At 67.6% G+C, this 19645-nt stretch carries 13 protein-coding genes; 9 read left to right on the forward strand and 4 right to left on the reverse strand.

What is annotated here, in order from left to right:
* Positions 1–283 (forward strand): hypothetical protein (locus ACILR9_RS35285; protein WP_395714679.1); only part of this gene is annotated, 283 nt, incomplete at its 5' end.
* A gap of 51 nt (positions 284–334) precedes the next feature.
* Positions 335–502 carry a DUF4168 domain-containing protein gene (locus ACILR9_RS35290; RefSeq protein WP_395714707.1) on the forward strand — a complete coding sequence of 56 codons (168 nt, stop codon included), beginning with the start codon at positions 335–337 and terminating at the stop codon, positions 500–502.
* 251 nt (positions 503–753) lie between these two features.
* Here the strand turns inward: ACILR9_RS35290 and ACILR9_RS35295 are convergent, their stop codons facing one another.
* Positions 754–1677 (reverse strand): polysaccharide deacetylase family protein, encoded by a 924-nt coding sequence (locus tag ACILR9_RS35295; protein WP_395714680.1) that lies wholly within the window; start codon positions 1675–1677, stop codon positions 754–756.
* A gap of 1 nt (position 1678) precedes the next feature.
* The gene (locus ACILR9_RS35300) at positions 1679–2578 is read right to left on the reverse strand and encodes a polysaccharide deacetylase family protein (protein WP_395714681.1); all 900 of its coding nucleotides are present in this window, start codon (positions 2576–2578) and stop codon (positions 1679–1681) included.
* A gap of 203 nt (positions 2579–2781) precedes the next feature.
* Between ACILR9_RS35300 and xdhA the strand changes: the two genes are divergently transcribed.
* The 4 genes from xdhA (at position 2782) to ACILR9_RS35320 (ending at position 7778) form a co-directional block, all read left to right on the forward strand.
* Entirely contained in the window at positions 2782–4215 is a 1434-nt protein-coding gene (gene xdhA, locus ACILR9_RS35305) for a xanthine dehydrogenase small subunit (RefSeq protein ID WP_395714682.1), read from the forward strand.
* Complete coding sequence (gene xdhB / locus ACILR9_RS35310; RefSeq protein ID WP_395714683.1) at positions 4212–6503, forward strand: xanthine dehydrogenase molybdopterin binding subunit; 2292 nt, start codon at positions 4212–4214, stop codon at positions 6501–6503. The genes xdhA and xdhB overlap by 4 nt, the downstream gene beginning before the upstream one ends.
* Positions 6504–6543: 40 nt before the next feature.
* Positions 6544–7326, forward strand: a complete 783-nt coding sequence (locus tag ACILR9_RS35315; protein WP_395714684.1) for an SDR family oxidoreductase — start codon at positions 6544–6546, stop codon at positions 7324–7326.
* A gap of 140 nt (positions 7327–7466) precedes the next feature.
* Positions 7467–7778 carry a hypothetical protein gene (locus ACILR9_RS35320; protein WP_395714685.1) on the forward strand — a complete coding sequence of 104 codons (312 nt, stop codon included), beginning with the start codon at positions 7467–7469 and terminating at the stop codon, positions 7776–7778.
* A 53-nt stretch (positions 7779–7831) separates the two neighbouring features.
* On the opposite strand, the gene ACILR9_RS35325 is transcribed toward ACILR9_RS35320, so the two are convergent.
* Entirely contained in the window at positions 7832–8797 is a 966-nt protein-coding gene (locus tag ACILR9_RS35325; RefSeq protein ID WP_395714686.1) for a hypothetical protein, read from the reverse strand.
* Between the two features lie 635 nt (positions 8798–9432).
* Here ACILR9_RS35325 and ACILR9_RS35330 point away from each other — a divergent pair.
* The 3 genes from ACILR9_RS35330 (at position 9433) to ACILR9_RS35340 (ending at position 18352) form a co-directional block, all read left to right on the forward strand.
* Positions 9433–17406 (forward strand): Ig-like domain-containing protein, encoded by a 7974-nt coding sequence (locus ACILR9_RS35330; RefSeq protein ID WP_395714687.1) that lies wholly within the window; start codon positions 9433–9435, stop codon positions 17404–17406.
* A gap of 218 nt (positions 17407–17624) precedes the next feature.
* Positions 17625–17891, forward strand: coding sequence for a type II toxin-antitoxin system VapB family antitoxin (locus tag ACILR9_RS35335; RefSeq protein WP_395714688.1), 267 nt, complete (start codon positions 17625–17627; stop codon positions 17889–17891).
* Positions 17888–18352: a type II toxin-antitoxin system VapC family toxin gene (locus tag ACILR9_RS35340; protein ID WP_395714689.1), complete on the forward strand. Its 465-nt coding sequence runs from the start codon at positions 17888–17890 to the stop codon at positions 18350–18352. The genes ACILR9_RS35335 and ACILR9_RS35340 overlap by 4 nt, the downstream gene beginning before the upstream one ends.
* A gap of 94 nt (positions 18353–18446) precedes the next feature.
* Here ACILR9_RS35340 and ACILR9_RS35345 read toward each other — a convergent pair whose 3' ends face one another.
* Entirely contained in the window at positions 18447–19616 is a 1170-nt protein-coding gene (locus ACILR9_RS35345; protein WP_395714690.1) for an acetyl-CoA acetyltransferase, read from the reverse strand.
* Positions 19617–19645 lie beyond the last annotated feature (29 nt).

The raw sequence follows: 19645 nt of genomic DNA on the forward strand, positions 1-19645 counted from the left end.
GAACGCGTCGGCGGAGGACGCGTTCGCCGCTAAGGATCGGCATCTCGAACGGATCAGCTTGAACGGATCAGCATTTCGCCACTTTTCGCGTTACCAGCTGCTCGACCGCGAGTGGCAGACCTTTCATGTTTCGCTGGGGGCGCCACTCCAGTGGCGCGATCATCGTCGATCACACAGAAGACGCGCCACTGGAATGGCGCGCGCCCCCAACCATGAGCGTCTCCAAGCGGCGCCACCATTTTCTCAGCATCGTGGCGCGGGCCGGCAGCGCAGCTGGGGATGAGAATGATCGTCACATCAGCAACCAACCCTCCGACGGGCGCCTTGTTCACGGCTGGGGGCCGTTCGTCAGGCAGCCAGTCGTCACAGAAAAACGACATCGAAGGAGTCGAAAGCGGTCACTGACCAGGGCCTGTCGGTAGACGAATTCACGACGATCATGGAAGTGGCGCAGAAGGATCCCGACGTACGTGAAAAGCTGATGAAGCGGCTGAAGGATTGACCGCTTTTGCGCCAACTTTCGGGTTGACCTCGCATGAGACACGGTCCGCGGCCGCTCTGTGACTTTTCGATCATCGTTCGTTGACAGTCGATCAGTTCGCAACTGCGCGCTTTTCTGTCATCCTGAGCGCAGCGAAGGATCTCATCGCCGACTGGTACGAGCGTACTCCGTTACCTCTGACGATGAGATCCTTCGCTACGCTCAGGATGACAATAGAGAGGTGCGCCGTCGTTCAGCACACCGCGATCGGCTCACTCCATCATCGTGTCCATGTAATGCCGGGCGACCTCGCCGGGCGTGGCATGCCAGACATTGCCGAAGCGCTCGACCCGGCGCAGCGCCTCGTCGAGATACTTTATGCGGTGCGGCATGCCCATCAGCCACGGATGGATAGAGAGGTTGAACACCTGGCCGCCTTCGCGATGCAGGAGCTCGAAGGCCTCGGCGACGATGTCGGGATAGCGCGGCATGGCGATGCGGCGCAGCACGAGCTGCTGCACGTCGTCCCATTCCGGCTGGTTGGGCAGGGCGACGAACTTGCGGCCGACCTTCATCGCATAAGGCTGGTCGTCGTTCGGCCAATCGAGGACGTAGTCGAGGCCGGCGTCGGCCAGCAGCTGCGGCGTGCGCTGGCTCTCGCCGTAATCCTGGCCGAGCCAGCCCTGGGGCCGCACGCCGGCAGCCTGCGAGAGGGCCGCGATCGCCTCGGCGATCTCCTTCGTCTCCTCGTCCTCGCTCATCTTCGAGGTGATCATGCGGTTGGCCGAATGGCCATGGGCGATGAACTCGTAGCGCCGCTTCTTGAACTGCTCGATCAGGTACGGATAGCGTTCCGCCGCCAGGGCGTTCACCGCCACGCCGGCGCGGATCTGATAGCGGTCGAGCACGTCGAGCACCCGGAAGATGCCGGTGCGGTTGCCGTACTCGCGCTGCGTCCAGCTGCGATAGTCCGGCACGAAGCTGCCGAACTCGCCGACCAGCCGCGGGTCGCGATGGCTGCCCTTGTCCGGATTGAGCTCCCAATACTCGAGATGGAGCAGGACGAAGAAGGCGACGCGGGCATTGCGCGGCCAGGTGAGGCGCGGCCGCGCCGGAAACGGCGAATAGTCGTACCAGGGATTGTCCATCCCGGCGGGCAGCGGCGGCGGGTTCTTGGGCACCTTGGGGGCGTTCATCTCACGCCTCCTTGCCGAGATGCTGCTGGTAGGGGGCGAGCCCGTTGGCGACGTACCAGTCTAGGATGTCCTCGGCGGTGCATATCCAGGCGTCCTTGTGCTTGCGGATATAGGCCAGCGCCCGGTCGAGGAATTTCACCCGGTGCGGTGCGCCCATCATGTAGGGATGCAGCGCGATGCACATGACGCGGCCGTTCTCGCTGCCCTCGCGATAGACCGTATCGAAATGATCGACGATCATCTGCGCGAATTCCTCCGCCTCGACCGGCTGGCGGTAGATCGCCGCGTCGTTGATGTCCATCGTGTAAGGCACATGGATCAGCGTGCCGTGCCTGGTGGCGATCGGCGTCGGCTGGTCGTCATGGTAGAAGTCGCACATGTAGTCGAGGCCGGCCTCCTTCACGAGGTCGGGCGTGGCCAGCGTGTTGGAGACGGCGGGCGAGAACCAGCCGCGCAGCCGGCGGCCGGTCAGGCGCAAATGCGTGGCCTTGCTGTGCTCGATGACCTCGCGCTCCTCCTCCTCGCTGTAGCCCCAGTGGTAACGCGTGTTGAAATAGCCGTGGCTCATGTACTCCCAGCGCCGCTGCTCCATGGCCTCGAGGATCTCGGGATACATCTCGATCACCGACATCGACAGCGAGACCGTGCAGCGCACATTGTGCTTGTCGAGCACCTCGAACATGCGCCACAGCCCGACCCGGTTGCCGTAATCGCGGCCACCATAGCCCAGCACGTCGGGATGCGGCATGCGCGGCCACGGATTGCGCACCCGGACCTCGGCCGGGACGTACTCGTAATGCTCGATATTGGGGCAGACCCATACCGCCACCCTGGCGTTGTTGGGCCAGGCAAGTCGCGGTCGCTCGACGATGGGGGAATAGCCGAACCTGTAGGGATCCATACCTGAACTCTCGTTTATGACCGGTGAAGTGCACCATGGGGCGACAGGCCGTGCAACTGGGACGGCAGGGGCGTATCGGCACCTCTTATATTCTCCTCCCCAGCTTCGCTGGGGAGGAGAATGAAAGCTTGCTCGTCAAGCCCTTCTCGGGATGACGAAGAAAATGGCATGGGCGGCTGCGCGCGAGGAGTGCGGCGCGAAGCTTGCACGGGACCATTGGCCCGATCATCTTGGTTCGCATGGTGAATTGCATTCGCTTCCGGCTCAACGACCAGCCCATCGAGCTTGACGACGTATCGCCGATGATGACGCTGCTCGATTGGCTGCGCGACCGTCGCCAGCTCAAGGGCACCAAGGAGGGCTGCGCGGAGGGCGATTGCGGCGCCTGCACCGTCGTGCTGGAGAGCGCCGACGGCCGGCGCGAGGCGATGAATTCCTGCATCGCCCTGCTCGGTCAGATCGACGGCCTGGCGGTGCGCACGGTCGAGGGCCTGCGCCGCCCCGACGGCGCGCCGCATCCCGTGCAGGTGGCGATGGCCGAGGCCGATGCCACGCAATGCGGCTTCTGCACGCCCGGCTTCGTCATGTCGGCCTTTGCCTTCGCGGCCGGCGGTGAGCCGGCCGAGCCCGCGATCATCCACGATGCCCTGGCCGGCAACCTCTGCCGCTGCACCGGCTACCGGCCGATCGTGGCGGCGATGACGAAGGTCGCCGGAATGGCGGTCGAGCCGCCGATTCCGGGTCCGGCGCGCGAGGCCTCGGCGAGCTTCGCCGGCGTGTTCCACGCCCCGCGCTTGCTGGGCGAGCTGCTGTCGCTGCGCGCCGCGCATCCCGACGCGCTGCTGCTGGCCGGCGCCACCGATCTCGGCCTGCTTGCCAGCCGGTCGCGCCATCCGCCCAAATCGGTCATTCACCTCGCCCACGTGCCCGAGCTCACGGCGATCGCCGACAGCAAGGAGCGGCTGACGATCGGCGCTGCCGTGACGTATGCGCGCGCCATGCCGATCCTGGTTGCCGACTATCCGGCGCTGGCAACTTACCTGACGCGCCTCGGTTCGCGGCAGATCCGCACCCTGGGCACGATCGGCGGCAATGTCGGCACGGCGTCGCCGATCGGCGACATGCCGCCAGTATTGATCGCGCTGGAGACGACGCTGCGTCTGGTCTCCATGCGCGGCGCCCGCGAGCTGCCGATCGAGGCGTTCTTCGTCGGCTATCGCAAGACGGCGCTGGCCGGCGACGAGGTGATCGAGAATCTTAGCCTGCCCAGGCTGTGGCCCGGCGAGGTCTTTTTCTGCGACAAGCTCAGCAAGCGGCGAGATCAGGATATCTCCACCGTCGCCGCCGCCTATCGCCTGCGTCTCGCGGGTGGCAGGATCGAGGACGTCCGCGTTGGCTTCGGCGGCATGGCGGCGACGCCGCGCCGCGCCCTGCTGGTCGAGGCGGCATTGCGCGGCCAGCCGGTCTCGCCAGCGACCTTCGAAGCGGCGGCCGCCGCCGTCGCGCGTGAGTTCGAGCCGATCGACGATTGGCGCGGCTCGGCCGCCTATCGGCGAACGGCCGCTGCCAACCTGCTGCGCCGGCTCTATTGGCGCATCGCCGAGCCGACGCGTCCCATCGAGGTCGAAGCGCTATGACTGTCCATGCCTCCCTGCGCCACGACAGTGCGCTGAAGCATGTCACCGGCCAGGCGATCTACATCGACGACATGCCGGAGCCGCCCGGCACCCTGCATGCCGCGCTGGTGCTGAGCCCGATCGCGAGCGGCCGCCTGCGCCGTATCGACCTCAGCAAGGCTGCTGCCGCTCCTGGCGTCGTCGCCACCTTCACCGCCGCGGACATTCCCGGCCACAACAACATCGCCGGCCCCGGCAAGGACGAGCCCTTGTTCGCGCACGACCGCGTCGAGTTCATCGGCCAGGCGGTGGCCCTGGTGGTGGCCGGCACGCTCGACCAGGCGCGCGCCGCCGCCGAGCTGGCGCAACTCGACATCGAGCCTGGCGAGGAGATCCTCGATATCGAGACGGCGCTCGCCAGGAAGGCCTACGTGCAGGCGCCGTCGACGATCCTGCGCGGCGACCCCGATGCGGCGATGAAGAGCGCGCCGCATCGTCTCAGCGCCGCGTTCAGCGTCGGCGGCCAGGAGCATTTCTATCTTGAGGGCCAGATCGCCTTCGCCCTGCCGGGCGAGGATGGCGACCTCGTCGTCCATTCCTCGACCCAGCATCCGACCGAGGTCCAGCATGTCTGCGCCGAGATCCTGGGCTGCGCTTTCAATCGCGTGACGATCGTCGTGCGGCGGTTGGGCGGCGGTTTCGGCGGCAAGGAGAGCAACGCCTCGGCGATCGCCGGCGCGGCGGCCCTGGCGGCCGCCAGGACAGGGCGTCCGGTCAAGCTGCGCCTGCCGCGCGAGATCGACATGATCGCGACCGGCAAGCGGCACGGTTTCCAGTATCGCTACGAGGTGGGCTTCGACGGCGAGGGCCGTGTGCTGGCTCTCGATGCCGTGCTGGCGGCCGATGCCGGCTGGAGCCTCGACATGACGCCGGGCGTGATCGCGCGGGCGCTTACCCACGTCGACAACGCCTACTGGCTGCCGCATGTCCGCGCCGTCGGCTATGCCTGCCGCACCAACCTGCAGTCCAACACCGCGTTCCGCGGCTTCGGCGGACCGCAGGGCGTGCTGGTGATGGAGGATGCGCTGGATCGTATCGCCCGTCATCTCGGCCGCGACCCCTGGGACATCCGCGTCCTCAATTTCTATCGCGACGGACAGGACGAGACGCCGTACGGCCAGAAGGTCGACGAGAACCACCTGGCGCGTTGCTGGGCCGAGGTGAAGCAGGGCGGCGCGCTCGAGCGCCGGCGGGCTGAGATCGACGCCTTCAATCGCACCAGCCCGATCCTCAAGCGCGGGCTCGGCGTCTTTCCGCTGAAGTTCGGCATCTCCTTCAACCTGCCGCACCTGAACCAGGCCGGCGCACTGGTGCATGTCTATACCGACGGCTCGATCCGCCTGAACCATGGCGGCACCGAGATGGGGCAGGGCCTGTTCATCAAGGTGGTGCAGGTCGTCGCCGAAGTGTTCAAGGTCGACATCGATCGCATCCGGCCCAGCGCGACGTCGACCGCCGAGGTGCCCAACACCTCGCCGACCGCCGCCTCGACCGGATCCGACCTCAATGGCTGGGCGGCGTGGGAGGCTGCCAACACCATCAAGCAGCGCATGATCGCCTTCGCGTCAGAGCATTTCGCCTCGGCTGCGGATGACATCGAGTTCGCCGACGGCACCGTGCGCATCGCCAAGCCGGGCAGCAATCAGGTGATGAGCTTCGGCGAGCTGGCAAGGCTTTGCTACCAGGGCCGCGTCTCGCTCTCGTCCACCGGCTTCTACAAGACGCCCAAGGTCCATTGGGACGGCGCCGCCATGCGCGGTCGTCCGTTCTTCTATTTCTCGTTCGGCGCGGCAGCGGCCGAGGTCGCGGTCGACACCCTGACCGGCGAGAACCGCGTGCTGCGCGCCGATCTGGTGCAGGATTGCGGCGCCTCGCTCAATCCGTCGATCGATCTCGGCCAGATCGAGGGCGCCTTCGTGCAGGGGCAGGGCTGGCTTACTTGCGAGGAGCTGTGGTGGGACAAGCACGGTCGGCTGCGCACGGTCGGCCCGTCGACCTACAAGATCCCGGGCAGCCGGGACGCCCCGCCGATCTTCAACGTGAAGCTGCTGGACAATGCGCCGTCGCGCGAGGCGACGATCTTCCGCTCCAAGGCGGTCGGCGAGCCGCCGCTGCTGCTCGCCACGGCGGTGTGGACGGCGCTCAGGAATGCCATCGAGGCGGTCGGCGATCACAAGACCGCTGTGCGGCTCGATGCGCCGGCGACCCCCGAGCGTGTGCTCGCGGCAATCGCTAGACTGCGAAACTAGACATCCGGACAGTTCGAGGGAGGAGATTGTGGAAGTACGCATGGACGGCCGCGTGGCCGTGATCACCGGTGGCAGCACGGGCCTGGGCTTGGCCATGGCGAAGGAATTCGCCGCATCGGGCGCCTCGGTGGCAATGCTCGCCCGCAAGGCCGACGTGCTGGCGGCGGCCAAGAAGGAAGTGACGGCGGCGGCCGGCAAGACCAACGCCAAGGTCGAGGCCTATTCGTGCGACGTCTCGCAGGCCAAGGCAATCGCCGACACCTGGAGCAAGATCTCGAGAGACTTCGGCAAGGTTGACATCGTGGTCAACAATGCCGGCATCAGCCACGCCAAGCCGTTCGACACGGTGACCGACGAGGATTGGCAGGGCGACCTCGACCTCAAGCTGTTTGCTGCCATCCGCCTGCTGCGCCTGGCGCTGCCCGGCATGCGCGAGCGCAAATGGGGCCGCGTCGTCAACGTGCTGAACATCGGCGCCAAGGCGCCCAACGCCAACTCGACGCCGACCAGCGTCAGCCGCGCCGCCGGCCTCGCGCTCACCAAGGCGCTGAGCCAGGAGAACGCGCAGCACAACGTGCTGGTCAACGCCATGCTGGTCGGCCTGATCGAGAGCGACCAGTGGCAGCGGCGCCACAAGACGGCCGGCGGCGGCAAGAGCTACCAGGAGTTCCTCGACGGCATGGCGAAAGGCCGCATCCCGATCGGCCGCATGGGCAAGGCCGAGGAGTTCGCCCGCATGGCCTGCTTCCTGTGCTCCGACGCCGGCTCCTTCATCACCGGCGTCGCCATCAACGTCGACGGCGGCGCCAGCCCTGTGGTGTAGAACTCAAGACATGTCCACTCCCGAGCAACTCCATTCGGGAGAGTACGCGGGAGACTCGTCGCCATGCTTGAAGGTGGCTATTGTGTTTCACGCAAGATGAAAAGCAGCGCGCGCGAAACACGACGAAAGGCCGAACCGACATGCGTATCCCGGTTGTCCTCCTGTCGATCGCCATTCTTGGTTCGACAATCGCGCAGGCCAATGCGCAGGTCGTCTACTGCACGTCGCCCGGCGTGCCGGCCAATTGTGTCGTCAGGCCCGGTGCCGGTGCGCCGGGAGTCGGCGTGGCGCCGGGACCCGGAGTCGGCGCTCCCGGCGCTGGCGTCAGGCCGGGCGCCGGTGCCGGCGCGCCCGGCGTGGGTGTTGCCCCGGGCGCCGGTGTCGGCGCGCCCGGTCCCGGCGTGGAGCCGGGCAATCGCGGCGGCCCGGTGGACCGCGCGGGTCGCCGATAGCGGTCAGGCCCGAACCGGCTTGCCGGCTGCGGACGGAGTGCTTCGGGCCAGCCTCATATGAGCACGCTGCCGGGCGGCGAGACGTTGAACCGTCGCCTGAGATCCTCCAGGTCCTGCTCGACCCAGTCCCAGACGGTCCAGTCGGGGGCGAAGAGATCGATCGTCATGTCGCGTCCACGCGCCCAGGCGTGCCAGAACTCGTCTGGATCGAAGCCGCCGTGCGCTGGAGCCGCGACGTCATTGAACTTCACGCCGAGATGGCCATTGAAGATCACCGGCAGGATGTGGCCGGCCATCGGGTTGATCGGATGCATGCCGGCGGTGAAGGTCGAGACCAGGATCTCGCCACGGTAGCTGGTATCGTAGCCCGAGATCACGTGTGTTGCGTCGTGCGGCGTGGCGAAGGTCGCGTTGAGCGCGGTCGGCTCGCCCGGAAAGGCATAGCCGTTTGTCTTGTCGAAATTCCACAGCGCCTTGCCGAAGGTGTGATCCGGCAGCTTTCCGAGGGCCTCGTAGCGGGCGGCGAGCTCGGGCTGCGCGTTGGCGCCGCCATAGGGCAGGATCCAGGCCGACGGATCGGGCCGGTCGCTCCAGGCGCCGCTGACGATGCTTTCGGCGTTGCGCATGGTCATGTCGGCGATCACCCACGACATGTGGCCCGAGGCCGCCTCGACCATTTGGGTAAGGTAGTTCTCCTCGACATCGAGAGCGCGCGCGTAAGCCAGAACCCGATGTAGCTTGTCGCCGTCGAGAGCGCCGTCGACCATCACCATGATGGCCAGATACTTCACCGCCTCGACGGCCAGCGCGTGGTCCGTCCTGAGCGTCGCTACCAGGTCGGCCGGCTCGACAGGGGGCAGCGCGCCGAGGTCCGTGATGTCGTGACGGCGCAGCAGGTAGCGGGCGGCCGCCAAGATGCTGGCCGTATCGGCGTAGGTGAGCGGCCGCCCGTTGGCCAACGCCACCTGACGCATGGCGCCGAGAATCGTTTCACTTTGGCGACGATCGACCTGACGCATCCGCAAGCTTCCTCTGGCCACCAAGCGATGGCGTGCAGGCGAGGATGCCGCGCCGGCGCTTCGTCCGGCAAGTCATGGAATCACGGTGACGAGCCAATCGCCGGCTACGGCTTGCAATCGTGATTTGATCTTGGTGCGCACCGCTCGCGCCGATCGAACAGGACCGGCGAGAAGCCAGTTGGTTCCAAAATGGTGTGAAAGATAAAGTAGAAATATGGTGCAACCGGCAACCGGCGAAGAGGTATGCACGTTGCTAGATGCAGTTGGGTTGCGGTTGCCGTGCCAACGCTCGCTCACAAACGCCGGCGGCGTGTCGCCATCCGACGCTAGCTGCAGGAACGACCACTATGCTTCGTTGCCATCGGGAAGCGTCCGATATCCTTCGCCAAGCGAAGGCAGTCTCTCCACCAGGAACAAACAGCAGCTAGACGCGGGCACGGCGCCGCGTCGCGCGCCGTTTACCCGTTTCCAACCCTTCTACACGCAGTCCTGACGGAGTCTCGCGAGAGGCGATCGAATGCATGTCGACGTCCTCTGAAGCCAATCCATGCAGGCAAAGACCATCGGTGATTGTAAAATCCTGGATATGAACCCGTATTGATTGCAGTTCTTCACAGATCCTCTGGAGGAAAACCATGCCGATCATTGGCGCGAACATCACGTCCATCACGACCGACAGCGGAACGGCGGGCGATTTCATCACCAACGATCGAACCCTGACGATCGGCGGCGACGCCAACATCACCCTGGTCGGATCGACCCTCGGGATCTGGATACAGGGTGACGCCTTCGCGACCCCGACACTCGTCGGGACGGTCGACATGACTTTCCTTCTCGGGCTCGCCGTGCCCTGGTCGTTCGATCTCACGACGTCGACGGAAGTCGACGCGCAGAGCCTGGCGGACGGGACGTACACGATCATCGTGGCCGACACGCTGCTCCCGCTGACGGCATTCGATACCCAGACCGTGACCGTGGACGCGACGCCGTCCATGGCGATCGCTACCGTGACGGGCTTGAGCGCCGACTCAGGCTTCGCCGGCGACTTCGTCACCAACGTGGCGGCGCAGACGGTGAGCGGCACCTTCACCGGGACCCTGGCGGCTGGCGAGACCATCCAGGTGAGCACCGATGGCGCGACGTGGATCGACGCCATGGCGGGTGCCGGCACCTGGACGGCCAGCGTCACGCTGCCCTCCGGCAGCGGCACGTTATCGGTGCGCACCATCGACGTTGCGGCAAACGTCGCCGCCGGCGCCGGCCACAGCTTCACACTCGACACGACTGCGCCGGCTGCCCCCGCGATCAACGTGATCGGTGGCCCCGACAGCACGGTGAGCACGCAGCCCGGCGATGCGACGATCACCGGCACAGCCGAGGCGGGCAGCAGCGTCGCGGTGAAGTCTGGAGCGACCACGCTCGGGACGGCGACGGCCGATGGTTCCGGCAACTGGAGCCTCGTCCTTTCCGGATCGAACCTGGCCACCATCGGCCAGGGTTCCGGCAAGACCGTGACGGCGACGGCATCCGACCTTGCCGGCAATACGTCGACCACCACGACGTCACTGGCATTCACGGTCGATACGGCGACGCCGGCCGCCTTCGCCACCGTCACGGGATTGAGCTCGGATAGCGGCGCGTCCGGAGACTTCATCACCAATACGGCCGCGCAAACGGTCAGCGGCACCTTCACCGGGGCTCTGGGGGCGGGGGAGAAGGTCCAGGTCAGCACCGACGGGACGACCTGGATCGATGCGACGGCGGGCAGCGGCACCTGGACCGCGAGCGTCACGCTGCCGCCCGGCAGCGGCACCCTGTCGGTCCAGACGATCGACGCCGCGGGCAACGTCACGGCCGGCACGGGCCACGGCTTCACCCTCGACGCGGTTGCGCCCGTTGCCGTCGCCGCGGTTACCGCGCTGAGCGCCGATAGCGGAACAGCCGGCGATTTCATCACCAACCTGGCATCGCAGACGGTGAGCGGCACGTTCACCGGCACGCTGGGGGCGGGCGAGACGATTCAGGTGAGCGTCGACGGTACGACCTGGATCGACGCGTCGGCCGGCGCCGGCACCTGGTCGGCTGCGGGAGTCACCTTGCCGTCCGGCAGCGGCGCCTTGTCGGTGCGCACGATCGACGTGGCGGCCAACGTCACGGCAGGAACCGGGCATGCCTTCACCCTGGACGCCAGCGCCCCGGCAGCGGCGGCGGCGGTCACCGCGCTCAGCGCCGATTCCGGCACCGCTGGCGACTTCGTCACCAACGTTGCGGGCCAGACTGTGAGTGGCACCTTCACCGGCGCGCTGGGCGCGGGAGAGAAAATCCAGGTGAGCGTCGATGGCGCGACCTGGATCGACGCGACCGCCGGCGCCGGCACCTGGTCGGCGGCCGTCACCTTGCCGTCGGGCGTCGGCACCCTGTCGGTGCGTACGATCGATGCGGCCGCCAACGTCACGGCCGGCACCGGCCGCGTCTTCACCCTCGACACCAGCGCGCCTGCCGCGCCGACCGTCAACCCGATCGGTGGCGCCGACGGCACCGTCAGCGGCCAGGCCGGCGATGCGACGGTCGGTGGCACGGCCGAGGCGGGCAGCACCATTACGGTGAAGAGCGGTGCGACGACTCTCGGTACTGCGACGGCCGATGGTAGCGGCACCTGGAGCCTCGATCTCAGCCCGGCGAACGTCGCGGCGATTGGCCAGGGAGCGGGCAAGACCATCACGGCGACCGCCGCCGACAAGGCGGGAAACGCCTCGAGTGGGGCGACGTCTGCCGCCTTCACGGTCGACACCGTGGCGCCAACCGCGACCGCCGCCGTCAAGGGGCTCAGCAGCGACAGCGGCACGTCAGGGGACTTCATCACCAACGTCGGCACGCAGACGGTGAGCGGCACCTTCGCTGGGACGTTGGATGCCGGTGAGAAGATCCAGGTGAGCGCTGACGGCACGACCTGGGTCGATGCCACGGCGGGCGCCGGCACCTGGTCGGCAGCAGGCGTGACGCTGTCGCCCGGGGTCGGCCTTCTGCTGGTTCAGACGATCGATGCCGCGGGCAACGCCACCCTCGGCACAGGACAGACCTACGTCCTCGATACCACGGCGCCGGGCGCTGTCGCGACGGTGGCGGCGCTCAGCGCGGACACCGGCACGCCCGGAGACTTCGTGACGGCCGTGGCGTCGCAGACAGTGAGCGGCACCTTCACCGGGACGCTGGCCGCGGGCGAGAAGATCCAGGTCAGCGTCGACGGCACGACCTGGATCGGCGCGACGGCTGGCGCTGGCACGTGGTCGGCGGCCGGGGTCACGCTGTCGCCGGGCAGCGGCACCCTGTCGGTGCGCACGATCGACGCCGCGGCCAATGTCACCGCGGGCGTCAACCATGCCTTCACCTTGACGGTGACCGGCCCGACGGCGGTGGCGACGGTGACGGCGCTCAGCGCCGACAGCGGCGTCGCCGGCGACTTCATCACCAACGTCGCCGCCCAGACGGTGAGCGGCACGTTCACCGGCACATTGGCGGCGGGCGACAAGATCCAGGTGAGCGTCGACGGCGCGACCTGGATCGACGCGACGGCCGGCGCGGGCACTTGGTCGGTGGCGGGCGTCACCCTGCTGGCGGGCAGTGGCACCCTGTCGGTCCGCACGATCGATGTGGCCTCCAACGCGACCGCCGGCGTCGGACATGCCTATACGCTCGATGCGAGCGCGCCGGCGGCCCCGGTGATCGGCTCGGTCGGCGGCGCCGACAGCACGGTGAGCGGCCAACCCGGCGACGCCAGCGTCACCGGCACGGCGGAGGCCGGCAGCACGATCACGGTGAAGAATGGCGCCACGACCCTCGGCACCGCGACGGCCGACGGCAGCGGCGGCTGGACCTATACCTTGACCCCTGGTGATCTGACGACGATCGGCCAGGGCACGGGCAAGACGGTATCGGCGACAGCGACCGACACGGCGGGCAACAGCTCGACCAGCACGAATTCGGCGGCCTTCACGATCGATACCGTGGTGCCGCCGGCGATCGCGACCGTGACGGCACTCAGTGCCGACTCAGGCACGCCCGGCGACTTCATCACGGCCATTGCAGCGCAGACGGTGAGCGGCACCTTCACCGGGACGCTGGGCGCCGGCGAGAAGATCCAGGTGAGCGCCAACGGCGCGACCTGGGTCGACGCGACGGCCGGTGCCGGTACCTGGTCGGCGGCCGGCGTCACCCTGTCGCCGGGCACGGGCCTGCTGTCGGTGCGCACCATCGATGGGGCAACCAACACCACTGCCGGCGTCGGCCATGCCTACACGCTGGATACGGGGGCGCCGCCGGCAATCGCGACAGTGACGGCATTGAGCGCCGACACCGGCACACAAGGCGACTTCGTCACCAGCGTCGCGTCGCAGACAGTGAGCGGCACCTTCACCGGGACGCTGGGCGCCGGCGAGAAGATCCAGGTGAGCACCGACGGCGCGACCTGGATCGACGCAACGGCGGTTGCCGGGACTTGGTCGGCAGCGGGCGTCACCCTGCAGCCGGGCAGCGGCACCTTGTCGGTGCGCACCATCGACACGGCGTCGAACAGCGCTGCTGGCGTTGGTCATGCCTATACGCTCGACACCGTGGCGCCGCCCGCCGTCGCGACGGTGACGGCAATCAGCGCCGACACCGGCACGCCCGGCGATTTCGTGACGACCGTTGCGGCGCAGACGGTGAGCGGCACGTTCACCGGCACGCTGGGCGGGGCTGAGAAGATCCAGGTGAGCGTCGACGGCGCGACCTGGATCGATGCGACGGCCGGCGCGGGCACGTGGTCGGCAGCGGGCGTCACCTTGGCGCTGGGCAGCGGCACCTTGTCGGTGCGCACCATCGATACGGCGGCCAATGTCACATCCGGCAACGGTCACGCCTACACCCTGACCGCGAGCGGACCGGCGGCGGTGGCGACTGTGACGGCGCTCAGCGCCGACAGCGGCATTGCCGGTGACTTCATCACCAACGTCGCAACGCAAGCGGTGAGCGGCACGTTCACCGGCACGCTGGCGGCCGGCGACAAGATCCAGGTGAGCGTCGATGGCGCGACCTGGATCGATGCGACGGCGGGCGCCGGCACCTGGTCGGCCGCTGCCGTCATCCTGCTGGCGGGCAGCGGCACCTTGTCGGTGCGCACCATCGACGCCTCGTCGAACACCGCCGCCGGTATCGGCCATGCCTACACGCTGGACGCCTTGGCGCCGGCAGCTCCGGCGATTAGCTCGGTCGGCGGTGCGGACGGCACCGTGAGCGGCCAGCCCGGCGACGCGACAGTCGCCGGTACGGCCGAGGCCGGCAGCACGATCACGGTCAAGAACGGCGCCACGACGCTCGGCACGACGACGACCGATGGCAGCGGCGCCTGGACCTATGCCTTGACTCCGGGTGACCTGACGACGATCGGCCAGGGGTCGGGCAAGACGGTGTCGGCGACGGCGACGGACACGGCGGGCAACAGCTCGATCAGCTCGACGTCCGCTGCCTTCACGATCGATACCGTGGTCCCGCCGGCGATCGCGACCGTGACGGCCATCAGCAGCGACACCGGCACGCCGGGCGACTTCATCACCAGCGTGGCGTCTCAGACGGTGAGCGGCACCTTCACCGGCACGCTGGGCGCTGGCGAGAAGATCCAGGTGAGCGCCAACGGCACGACCTGGGTCGACGCGACATCAGGGGTCGGCACATGGTCGGCGACCGGCGTCACCCTGTCGCCCGGCAGCGGCACCCTGTCGGTGCGCACCATCGACACGGCGTTGAACACGGCCGCGGGTGTTGGCCATGCCTACACGCTGGATACGGTGCTGCCGCCGGTGGTCGCGACGGTGATGGCGATCAGCGCCGATACCGGCACGCCCGGCGACTTCGTCACGGCCGTGGCCTCGCAGACGGTGAGCGGCACCTTCACCGGCACCCTGGGCGCCGGCGAGAAGATCCAGGTCAGTCTCGACGGCACGACCTGGATCGACGCCACGGCGGGCGCGAGCACCTGGTCGGCCGCCGGGGTTACCCTGTTGCCAGGCAGCGGCACGCTGTCGGTGCGCACCATCGACTCGGCCGCCAACATCACGGCCGGCAACGGCCACGGCTACACCTTGACCGTGGGCGGACCAGCGGCCGTGGCGACGGTGACGGCGCTCAGCGCCGACACCGGCACCGCCGGCGACTTCGTCACCAACGTCGCGGCTCAGACCGTGAGTGGCACCTTCACCGGCGCCTTGGCGGCCGGCGACAAGATCCAGGTGAGCACGAACGGCACGACCTGGGTCGACGCGACGGCAGGCGCCGGCACCTGGTCGGTCGCGGGCATCACGCTGCCGCCGGGGAGCGGCATCCTGTCGGTGCGCACGATCGACATGGCCTCCAACATCACCGACGGTGTGGGCCACGCCTACACGCTCGACACATCGGCTCCGGCGGCCCCGGCGATCGGCTCGGTCGGTGGTCCGGACGGCACGGTGAGCGGCCAGCCCGGCGACGCCACCGTCGCCGGCACGGCCGAGGCCGGCAGCACGATCACGGTCAAGGACGGCGCCACGACGCTCGGCACGACGACGACCGATGGCAGCGGCAATTGGACCTACACGCTGACGCCGACCGACCAGTCGACGATTGGCCAGGGCACCGGCAAGACCGTAACGGCGACGGCGACGGACGCGGCGGGCAACAGCTCGACCAGCTCGACTTCGCCGGCCTTCACCATCGACACCGTGGCGCCCCCGGCGGTGGGCACGGTGACGGCCATCAGCGCCGACACCGGCACGCCGGGCGACTTCGTCACCAACGTGGCGTCGCAGACGGTGAGCGGCAGCTTCGCTGGCACGCTGGCCGCCGGTGAGAAGTTCCAGGTAAGCGCCGACGGCACGACCTGGGTCGATGCGACGGCAGGCGCTGGGACGTGGTCGGCGGCGGGCGTCATCCTGTCGCCGGGCACCGGGATCCTGCTGGTGCGCACCATCGATGCCGCCTCGAACTCCACGCTCGGCACTGGCCATGCCTACACGCTGGACACGGTGCTGCCGCCGGCTGTCGCGACCGTGACGGCGCTGAGCGCCGACACCGGCACGCCGGGCGACTTCGTCACCACGGTGGCCTCGCAGACCGTGAGCGGCACCTTCACCGGCACCTTGGGCATCGGTGAGAAGATCCAGGTGAGCGCCAACGGCACGACCTGGATCGATGCGTCGGCGGGAGCGGGCACATGGACGGCGAGCGGGGTCATCCTCTCGCCGGGCGCCGGCACCCTGTCGGTGCGCACGATCGATGCGGCGACCAATGTCACGGCTGGTGTCGGTCACAGCTACACCCTGGACATCTCGGGCGGGCTGCCGCTCGTGTCGATCGGGCCCACCACCATCAATCACGCCGAAGGCGATTCGGGCGTCATCCCGTACATCTTCGCGGTGACGCTCGACCATGCCGCGACATCGGCCGAGACGATCAACTGGTCGGTCTCCGGCGGCAGTGTATCGGGCGCCGATTTCGCCGGTGGCGTGCTGCCATCCGGGACGCTGACCTTCGCGGCCGGTGAGACCTCGAAGAACGTGATCGTCAATGTCCAGGGCGACACCCTGGTCGAGACCAACGAAAGCTTCCTGGTCAACCTGTCGAGCCCGTCGTCGGGCGTGGTGATCGGGACCGGCACGGCGAGCGGCGCCATCGTCAATGACGACGGCACCGCCGGGCCGCAGGGCGTGCACAACGACGCCTACATCGTGCTGCAGAACAAGTCGTTGACCATCGGCGCCGGCTCGGGCGTGCTGTTCAACGACGAGGGGACAGCACCGCAAAGCGCTGTCCATCGCACGGGCCCGGAGAACGGGACCCTGGATTTCAACAGTGACGGCAGCTTCAAGTACACCGCCGTCAACGGCTTCGCCGGCATCGATTCGTTCACCTACGAAGCCTCGGCCAACGGCTCGCTCGACGCGACGACAGCCCTGGTCTACGTCGTCCCGACGCTTGCCAACGGCGCCGCGACCACCCTGAACCTGATCGCGCTCGACCGCGAGGAGCAGGTCGCAGCAACCTACATCTCCTTCTTCGGCCGCGGCGCCGATGCCCCGGGCTTCGAGTTCTGGGTCAACCAGTTCGCGGTCAACGAAACCAAGATGAGCCAGCACGATCTGTTCGCGAACATTGCCAGCTCGTTCGCGGTCAGCGACGAGGCGAAGGCGCTCTATCCGTTCCTGGACCATCCGCAGGGCTCGACTGATGCCGAGATCCAGGGCTTCCTGAACAGCGTCTACGACAACATGTTCAACCGCACGCCGGATGCCGGCGGCCTCGCCTACTGGACGAACGAGATCAAGCAGACCCTGGCAAGCGGCGCCTTCGTGGGCTTCGTCCTGATCCAGATCATCAACGGCGCCCAGGATACGGTCGCCGGCCACGACATCACCACCCTGATGGGCAAGGTGGCGGTCAATCTCGAGTACGTGCAGCAGCAGGAGCAGCTCGGCTCGCAATGGACCAGCGCAGACGACGGCGCGGAAGCCCGGGCCCTGATGCACGCCGTGACCGACAACCCGCAAACGGTGCTGACCGGCGTCGTCCAGGCCCAGCACCTCGTGCAGGCGGATGTCTAGCGGGCTCTAAGTCCGCTGATGCTCGCGGTCCGCACTGATCCTCTCCTCCCCAGCTCCGCTGGGGAGGTGTCGCCGTCACACGGCGACAGAGGGATCATGCGCTGGGGGCGGGTGGGTGACGCATCGTCGGTGCAGGGCTAACCGCGTTGTGTAGCCAAAGTCTCTCGCTGGCTATCCACTACAAGGTCGTGCTAATCTCTCTGTTGGAGGTCGCGAACATGTCGCGCCGTATCGTTGCACAACTGAATATCCGCTCGGCTTTTGCCCGCGAACGCGTGCGTGAAGTCGCCCGCCGCACGGGGATGACCGCCACAGAGATCATCGAGGATGCGTTGCGCGGCTATGTACCGGCTGCGGAACCTCGGGCGATTGGATCTTTGGTGCGGCGCGGGCCGTTGCTGGTCTTTCCGGCGGGCAGGAAGCGCAAGATCAGCTTCTCCGAAGCTGAGGCAGCGCTTGAAGATGTTCGCAATCGTATGCCTTGACGACGCCTTCGGCTCTTCTCGACAGTAACGTGATCATCGCCTGCTTGGTAGAGGCGCATGAGCATCACGCAGCTTCCTTCGCGTTGTTTGCCGAAGGCAGCCCAGGGACCTTCGCCGTCGCAGCCCATAGCTACGCCGAGACCTATGCCACTCTGACCCGCCCGGCTCCCTTCGGCTTTGCCGCCAGCCACACTCGGGTCGCTCTCGAGCGCGTCCGCGCTGTCACGAGCTTGGTCGGGCTGACGCCGTCGCAGACTTTCGACACTGTTTGCCGATATGCGGCAGCAGGAGGGATCGGTGCGCGGCTCTACGATGCCCTGATTGGGCAGGTTGCCGTTGATCACGGAATATCGGTGATCGTCACATGGAACACGCGGCACATGGCCGGGCTTTTCCCGGACGTTACGATCGTGACGCCAGTTCGCTTCGTGGCCATGCGATCGCGCCGGAGCCGGACCTAGTCTCTCCGGCCTGGCCCATCTCTCGGCCTGGCGTGTTGCGAGCGGCCGAATGATGGAGCCGCAAGCGGCTCCATCAAATCGGAACCGTTCCTGCCTAACGCAGCGGCTCGAGGATGCTGACGTAGTTCGCCACCGCCGCGCCACCCATGTTGAAGACGCCGCCCAGCGTCGCCTTGGGCAGCTGCAGCGCGCCCGGCGCGGTGCCGGAGAGCTGCATCGCGGTCATCACGTGCATCGAGACGCCGGTGGCGCCGACCGGATGGCCCTTGGCCTTCAGCCCGCCCGAGACGTTGACCGGCAGCTTGCCGTCGCGCTCGACCCAGCCTTCGTGGATCGCCCGCTCGCCTTCGCCCGGCGCGGTGAGGCCCATCGCTTCGTACTCGATCAGCTCGGCCGAGGTGAAGCAGTCGTGGCTTTCGACGAAGGACAGATCGAGCAGGTCGAGACGGGCCGCCGCCAGCGCCTTCTTCCAGGCAAGCTGCGGGCCCTCGAACTTGATGATGTCGCGCCGGCTCATCGGCAGGAAGTCGTTGACGTGCTCGGCGGCGCGGAAGGCGATCGCCTGCTTCAGGCCAAGCGCCGTGCCGACATCGGCCAGCACCACGGCGGCCGCGCCGTCGGTGACCGGCGAGCAGTCGGTGCGCTTGAGCGGGCCGGCGACGAACGGGTTCTTGTCCGACGGGGTGCGGCAGAACTCGTAGGCGAACTCCTTCTGGAAGTGCGCGAACGGGTTCTTGGCGCCGTTCTTGTGCGCCTTGACCGCGATCTTGGCGAGCGCGTCCGACTTGTCGCCATAGCGCTGGAAGTAGGCCGAGGTGATCTTGCCGAAGATGCCGGCGAAACCGGCCTCGATATTGGCCTCCTCGGCGACATAGGACGCCTTGATCAGCACCTCGCCGGCCTGGGCGGAGTTGAGCTCGGTCATCTTCTCGACGCCGACCACCAGCACGAAGCGCGCCTTGCCGGCGGCCAGCGTGTTCAGGCCCATGTGGATCGCGGCCGAGCCGGTGGCGCAGGCATTCTCGACCCGGGTCGACGGCTTGAAGCGCAGGTCGGGATGGGTCTGCAGCGGCAGCGACGAATGGAACTCCTGGCGCACGAAGCCGCCGTTCATGTTGCCGACATAGATGACGTCGATGTCCTTGGGCTCGATCCCGGCATGGGCGATGGCGTCGCTCGCCGCCTTGACGATCAGCGACTCACTGGTCTCGCCGTCGAGCTTGCCGAACTTGCCGTGCGACCATCCGACGATGCAGGCCGTCATGGAACTCTCCTTCGCTGTTGCTGCCGCCG

The organism is Reyranella sp. (genome assembly GCF_044224635.1).
Taxonomy (GTDB): domain Bacteria; phylum Pseudomonadota; class Alphaproteobacteria; order Reyranellales; family Reyranellaceae; genus Reyranella.